Below are 6,499 nucleotides of genomic sequence, written 5' to 3'. Positions count from 1 at the left end.
GCGGATTATCGGCACTTTTGAAAATGCTGTCAATAGCCAAAATCGCCATTTGATGCAAGATTTAGCACAAATTTTGGATAAATCGGTGGCGGACAAAGTCGCAGGCAATAATAACGCCTTGGCTAATGCATTGATTGGTGACACCATCAATCACAACCAAGCCGACCTTGCCAACTTTGCGACCAATTTACAGCCCCTGCTATCAGGTTCAGTTAACCGTATTGTGGCAGATGGTGCGTCAAACTTTGGTCGTGCTGTGTTTGAGCGAGAGTTCGACCCCAAAAAGACCGTCTGGGCAAAACTCATCGGCAATGAAAGCAATCTTGATAAGCATGAAGGCGGTCTTACTGGCTTTGATGGGCGTGAGATGGGCGTGATTATCGGAGCGGATACCCATATCGGTCAAGGCAGTCTGGGCTTGGCGGTCGCATACAGTCAGCATGATATTGACAGCAAAGGCTTTGTTAGACATCATGCCGACAGCGATACCATCATGGGCTTTGTCTATGGCAATCAAAAAATGGGCAATACCACTGCCCACGCCCACATCGGTGCAGGGGTAGCCAGCATTGATGGCGAGCGTCATATCGCCCATACAGGCAAAATCGCCAAATCCGACCATGATGCCAACATCATACAAGCAAGCCTTAGCGTATCGCATCAGATTGGTACCGATGCACGCCACATCGCCCCATTTGCCAAAGTAAACTTCACCCAAGTCAAATCCGATGGCTATACCGAAACAGGGGCGGACGCTTATAATCTGGCGGTGTATAAGGCGACTTATCAGAACTTTATCAGCACGCTTGGGGTGCGTGGTCATGCTGCCATCACGCCACGCCTTAGCCTAAATGCCACCGCTTCTGTTGGCGTGGATAATGGCGATGTCAGAAGCAATACACAGGCGAGCTTATTAGGCTTTGACGGTCATCGCTTTGGTGTGTTGGGTCATGAAGTTGGCAAGGTTATCAGCACGGCAGGTGTTGGCATATCTTATAAGCCAACCGCCAACAGCACGCTATCACTCAATTATCAAGGTCAATGGCGTGATAATTACGACAATCAAGGCGCTGCACTGGGCTTTGAGATGAAGTTTTAATTCAACCTCACACCATTCACCCTGTGCTAAGTGCTGTCAGAAATCCTGCCAGAATTAGTACTAAACACAACTTAAAAAGACTGGACTCCATCATGCAGTCCAGTCTTTATTTTTTTGAATACATCAGCAGAACATCGAATCACCATACTCAAAAAAACATACCAACTGGTCGGTATTTTTTATAAATGATTTTTGGCATTCACTGAGAAAATTACAGAAAAATCCACACACTAGCAGAAAAATTTGCTAAACTAAGACTCATTTAATAATATTACCTGATGGTATGGCGGACTTTTCTCACCTTCTACCGACACAATTCATCCTGTATGGCGATGATGGCTATGACAGCCATGTGATACGATTACTACTGGAAGAAAAACAACTGTCCTACGAGCTTGCCTTGGTCAAGGACGAGCGCCCAGACGAGCTTGTCGAGCTTAATCCTTACGCCACCCTTCCCATCTTGGTGGGACGAGACCTCACGCTTTATGAACTCAATACCATCTTTGAATACCTAGAAGAGCGACACGGCGCAGGCAAACTATTACCCGACACGCCCAAAGAGCGGGCGATGGTTAGGCAGTTAGCATGGCGATTACAGACCGACTGGCTGACGCTGGGTAGAACGCTATTGACTCACCCAGACAGCTTCAACCCACAAACCGCCCTCATCGCCAAAAAATCGCTGTCAGACTCTTTGACTACCCTATCGCCCATTTTTGTCAAGCATGAGTATTTTTTGTCCGAAAGCTTTGGGTGGTGCGATGTCATCTTAGCCCCCTTACTTTGGCGATTACCGAGCATGGGTATTGAGCTGCCAAGCACGCTGTGCAAGCCGCTGTTAGCCTACCAAGATCGGTTGTTTTCACGCCCAAGTTTTAAAAACAGCCTAAAGAGCCGTCCAAACTTTCTGGATAAATCAGACCAACTCATTTAACATCACCTCTTTAAATCAACTGACGGAGCCATCATGACTTTCACACCAAAACGCCCTTACCTGATTCGAGCGATGCACGAATGGCTTGAGGATAACGAATTGACCGCTTATCTCATGATTGATGCCACGCATGGCGACGTGGTTGCACCACTTGATTATGCCCAAGAAGGTCGTCTGGTGTTGGCAGCATCTTATCAAGCAACCAAAGACCTACACATCGATAATGAGTCCATTTCTTTTGCAGCGCGTTTTGGTGGGGTATCCCAAGATGTTTGGATCCCGATGGCGGCCGTGCTTGGCATCTATGCCAAGGAAGACCCCAGCGAAGGATTCTTCTTTGACCCTAGCGAATATGCCAACATCACAACACCAGACCCAGAGCCACCGACGCATTCAGGTCTAAAATTCGTTGATTAAACTCAATCTCCTTTAGATCAAGCCAAGCACTCCTTGGCTTGATTTTTTTACGTGATTTTGTGGGCAATTTACGGTAGAATTAACCATTTTATTATATAACTTTATAAGGTACATCATGACAGCCAAACGCCAAATTCTTGTTACCAACGCCCTACCCTACGCCAACGGCTCTATCCACATGGGGCACCTTTTGGGCTATATCCAAGCCGATATTTGGGTGCGTGCCATGCGGTCTATGGGGCATGACGTGATTTATGTCTGTGCCGATGACGCTCACGGAACGGCGATTATGCTCCGTGCCGAAGCAAACGGTATCACGCCCGAAGAGCAAATCAAAGGCGTGCAAGTAGAGCACGAACGAGATTTCGCTGGCTTTGGCGTGTCTTTTGACCACTACGACAGCACGCATAGCAAGACCAACCGCAAGCACAGCGAAGCGATTTACCTTGCCAATCATAAGGCAGGCAACATTGCCATCAAGCCCGTAACTCAGCTATTCGACCCTGAAAAACAAATGTTCCTATCCGACCGCTTTATCAAAGGCACCTGCCCCAAATGCAAAGCGGACGACCAATATGGCGACTCATGCGAAGTGTGTGGCACAACCTACAACGCCACCGAACTTATCAATCCGCGCTCCACCCTAAGCGGTGCAACGCCTGTGGAAAAAACGTCCGACCATTACTTTTTTAAATTGCCAAACTTCACCGAATTTTTGCAAAAATGGACACGAGATGACGGACGACTGCCTGTTTCTATCGCCAACAAATTGGACGAATGGTTTGAGGCTGGGCTTGTCGACTGGGACATCAGCCGAGACGCTCCGTATTTTGGCTTTAAAATCCCTGACACGGACGACAAATATTTTTATGTGTGGGTGGACGCTCCGATTGGCTATATGGCAAGTTTTGAAAACTACTTGACCGCTCACCGCCCTGATGTGTCATTTGATGATTATTGGAGTCCCGACAGCACCGCCGAAGTGTATCATTTTATTGGCAAAGACATCGTCTATTTCCACGCCTTATTTTGGCCTGCCATGCTCACAGGGGCGAATTATCGCACGCCCACGAGCCTATTTGTCAATGGCTTTTTGACCGTCAATGGCGAAAAAATGAGCAAATCTCGTGGCACATTCATCAAAGCCGAAACATACCTAAACCACCTAAATCCTGAATATTTGCGTTATTATTTTGCGTCCAAATTGTCTGATAAAGTAGAAGACAGTGATTTAAATCTTGATGATTTTATCACCAAAGTCAACTCCGACCTTGTCGGTAAAGTCGTGAACATCGCCAGTCGCTGTGCTAAATTTATCAACACCCAATTTGATAATAAATTGTCCGTTACCTGCGCCGAGCCTGAATTGGTAAACAAATTTATCCAGGCTGGCGATAGTATCATCAAGCACTACGAAAGCCGTGAATTTAGCACCGCCATTCGTGAGATTATGGCACTTGCCGACCTTGCCAATCAGTACATTGACGACAAAAAACCGTGGGCGGTTGCCAAAGAAAACCCGAACAGTAAGGACGTCCAAGACATCTGCTCTGTTGGGCTAAACCTATTTCACAAAATCATGGTCTATCTGTCGCCTGTGTTACCAACGCTGACAGAGCAGTCCAAAGAATTTTTGAACGTGGAGAGCATGAATTTTGATGAACGCTTTCATGTCCTAACGCATTCTATCAATGAGTTTAAGCCCCTTTTGCAACGCATTGACCCCAAAAAGGTGCAAGCCATGGTTGATGATTCAAAAGAAAACCTACAACCCACCGACACCAAAAAAGCCCAAAAATCTAAAAAAGAGAGTAAGCCTGTGGAAAATATCGACCAAAACACCTTTATCGGCATTGATGATTTTGCCAAAGTTGAAATGAAAGTTGCCAAAGTGCTTAAATGCAATGCCGTTGAAGGGGCGGATAAACTATTGCAATTTACCCTTGATGTAGGCGATACTGATGAACAAGGCGAAAAGCAAACTCGTAATGTGTTTAGCGGCATTGCTAAGTTCTACAAACCAGAAGAGTTACAAGGTAAAACGGTGATTTGTGTAACCAACCTTTCCCCCCGTAAAATGAAATTTGGTATCAGTGAGGGCATGATTTTATCAGCTGAAAAAGACGGACAGTTGACCGTTGTAATACTGCCTGATAGCATGGCAGCAGGGGCGACGCTAGCCTAATAAGCATAAAAAATAAGGGGCTATGACCCCTTATTTTATTGCGCGAGTGATTATTTTTTGAGCCTTATTAAGTTGCTGATCGTCAAATAGCAGACCAACGAGCCGCCTGACACCAATGCCACACCCAGCCAAAACGACGACGAGAGCGACACACCCAGCAATATCGCCGCGATCACAGAAGACAGTACAGGCGTAAAATACGATGCAACCACCATCGCCGTTGCATTTGCTTTTAAGATACCAAAATTCCAAGCGCCATAGCCAAGACCAATCGCAGCACCTGCCGCCAGCACATACAGGATAGACATCGGAGCTATCCCACCTGGCACACTACGATCAAACAGTATGTATTTCAGCCACATCATCAGCGCTGTCAAGACGAGATACAGCACGATAATCATCAAGCACGGCCGATAGTTTAAGATGCTAACCTCGATCGCCTACGTCTCTGTGCGAGCATATGCTACAACAAACGAAAAGCAAAGCTCATATGATACGAACAGTGCGGCGGATACCCATAAGAAAATCTTTGATGCTTGATGAATCTTGAGAATCTTAAAAATAAGCAATAGCAGTAATGCGCTAACAGTATAGACGAGTGCAACACCGAGCGACACACCCAGCAATGACGATACCTGCTTGATCAAGCCCACCATCGACGTCCATAAGACGATGGATGTCATGCCGATTAAAGTTGCTGCCTTTTGATCCATGGCTTGCCACCATTTAAATAAAAGGAAATAGTTTAATAGAAATTTTGGACAAAAAAACCCCAAGACAGGGGGGACTTGGGGAAAAAGTGATAACTACAAGAGTTACACTATAAAAATGGCGCAGCGGACGGGACTCGAACCCGCGACCCCCGGCGTGACAGGCCGGTATTCTAACCAACTGAACTACCGCTGCGAACATGGTGGGCGGTAACGGATTCGAACCGCTGACCCTCTGCTTGTAAGGCAGACGCTCTACCAACTGAGCTAACCGCCCATGTTCTAGGAACTGCTGAACTTAGTAGAACTTAACAGGCTTAGCTGTTTTTACGTTACCGTGTTCGTTCGTTGTGGTGCGTATTATATAGATTTCTGGCGTAGTGTCAAACACTTTTTTCATAAAAATGTAAAATAATTTATAAATTTATGATTTTATTGATTATTTTACAGTGAATAGTTTTGATGGACATATTCGTTGACTTGAGCGAGTCGCTCCATCGTGCCCACATCAACCCACTTATCCTGCATCAACTCGCCAGTGATGCACCCTTCTAGCATGGCATTTTTTAGAAATGGTGCAAGTGGCGCTATCTCGCCTGCGGTTACAGATTCAACGAGTTTAGGTGATAACACACTCAACCCTGCAAAAGTGTGATTGGGCAGAGATTCGCTCTTTAGGGTCGCTTTGTCGCCATCTAATGCAAAATCGCCCTCTGGGTTGTGATCGGGATTCACCGTTAATACCAAATGCCCTAAGCGATCGCCAAGTGCGACATCTGTCAAACGCTTAAAATCATACTCACTCCAAACATCACCATTCACCAGAATGAAGGGCTCATCGCGCAGATAACCATTCGCCAAGGCGTGTTTGATGCCCCCTGCGGTCTCTAGCGGCTCGGTTAGCACACTCTCGTTGGAGATGTGTAGATTCACCCCAAGACTCATCTGACTCAATGCATCAATGATGATCTCGCCCAAATAGCCCACGTTAATCGCGATGTCAGTAATGCCTGATGCGCGCAGACGCTCAATATGCCAAACAATCAAAGGCTTGCCCGCAACAGGCACAAGTGGCTTAGGCGTGGTTAGCGTTAAGGGACGCATGCGTGTGCCCTTGCCCGCTGCTAGAATCATTGCTTGAGTGATCATGG

General features: G+C 46.5%; 7 protein-coding genes and 2 tRNA genes. 4 read left to right on the top strand and 5 right to left on the bottom strand.

Going from position 1 to position 6,499, the window contains the following annotated elements; genetic code table 11:
* The 4 genes from MBO_RS05600 to metG form a co-directional block, all read left to right on the top strand.
* Nucleotides 1–1,099: autotransporter outer membrane beta-barrel domain-containing protein (locus tag MBO_RS05600; RefSeq protein ID WP_036365223.1), on the top strand; the 1,099-nt coding region annotated here is incomplete at its 5' end.
* A 283-nt stretch (nucleotides 1,100–1,382) separates the two neighbouring features.
* Complete coding sequence (locus tag MBO_RS05595) at nucleotides 1,383–2,036, top strand: glutathione S-transferase N-terminal domain-containing protein (protein ID WP_036365221.1); 654 nt, start codon at nucleotides 1,383–1,385, stop codon at nucleotides 2,034–2,036.
* A 33-nt stretch (nucleotides 2,037–2,069) separates the two neighbouring features.
* Entirely contained in the window at nucleotides 2,070–2,453 is a 384-nt protein-coding gene (locus tag MBO_RS05590) for a stringent starvation protein B (RefSeq protein ID WP_036365218.1), read from the top strand.
* Nucleotides 2,454–2,568: 115 nt separating this feature from the next.
* The gene (metG, locus tag MBO_RS05585; RefSeq protein WP_036365215.1) at nucleotides 2,569–4,638 is read left to right on the top strand and encodes a methionine--tRNA ligase; all 2,070 of its coding nucleotides are present in this window, start codon (nucleotides 2,569–2,571) and stop codon (nucleotides 4,636–4,638) included.
* A 50-nt stretch (nucleotides 4,639–4,688) separates the two neighbouring features.
* Here the strand turns inward: metG and MBO_RS05580 are convergent, their stop codons facing one another.
* The 5 genes from MBO_RS05580 to MBO_RS05560 all read right to left on the bottom strand — a co-directional run bounded on the left by MBO_RS05580 (nucleotide 4,689) and on the right by MBO_RS05560 (nucleotide 6,497).
* Entirely contained in the window at nucleotides 4,689–5,039 is a 351-nt protein-coding gene (locus tag MBO_RS05580; protein WP_036365212.1) for an EamA family transporter, read from the bottom strand.
* Nucleotides 5,040–5,078: 39 nt separating this feature from the next.
* The gene (locus MBO_RS05575; RefSeq protein WP_036365210.1) at nucleotides 5,079–5,351 is read right to left on the bottom strand and encodes a drug/metabolite transporter permease; all 273 of its coding nucleotides are present in this window, start codon (nucleotides 5,349–5,351) and stop codon (nucleotides 5,079–5,081) included.
* Between the two features lie 116 nt (nucleotides 5,352–5,467).
* A tRNA-Asp gene (locus MBO_RS05570) sits at nucleotides 5,468–5,544 on the bottom strand.
* A 5-nt stretch (nucleotides 5,545–5,549) separates the two neighbouring features.
* Nucleotides 5,550–5,625, bottom strand: a tRNA-Val gene (locus MBO_RS05565).
* Between the two features lie 167 nt (nucleotides 5,626–5,792).
* A complete protein-coding gene (locus MBO_RS05560; RefSeq protein WP_036365206.1) occupies nucleotides 5,793–6,497 on the bottom strand; it encodes a nucleotidyltransferase family protein in 705 nt (234 codons plus the stop codon).
* Between the last annotated feature and the right edge of the window lie 2 nt (nucleotides 6,498–6,499).

Origin of the sequence: Moraxella bovoculi 237, from assembly GCF_000696305.2 — a bacterium.
GTDB lineage: Bacteria > Pseudomonadota > Gammaproteobacteria > Pseudomonadales > Moraxellaceae > Moraxella > Moraxella bovoculi.
Note: the sequence above shows the minus strand (reverse complement) of the source record. Positions and strands in the feature narration are given on the sequence as shown.

Bases quoted from the DNA above. Each gene is read 5' to 3' on its own strand.
- MBO_RS05575 (WP_036365210.1), bottom strand. From the start codon at position 5,351: ATGGATCAAAAGGCAGCAACTTTAATCGGCATGACATCCATCGTCTTA.
- MBO_RS05560 (WP_036365206.1), bottom strand. From the start codon at position 6,497: ATGATCACTCAAGCAATGATTCTAGCAGCGGGCAAGGGCACACGCATG.
- metG (WP_036365215.1), top strand. From the start codon at position 2,569: ATGACAGCCAAACGCCAAATTCTTGTTACCAACGCCCTACCCTACGCC.
- MBO_RS05590 (WP_036365218.1), top strand. From the start codon at position 2,070: ATGACTTTCACACCAAAACGCCCTTACCTGATTCGAGCGATGCACGAA.
- MBO_RS05580 (WP_036365212.1), bottom strand. From the start codon at position 5,039: ATGATTATCGTGCTGTATCTCGTCTTGACAGCGCTGATGATGTGGCTG.
- MBO_RS05595 (WP_036365221.1), top strand. From the start codon at position 1,383: ATGGCGGACTTTTCTCACCTTCTACCGACACAATTCATCCTGTATGGC.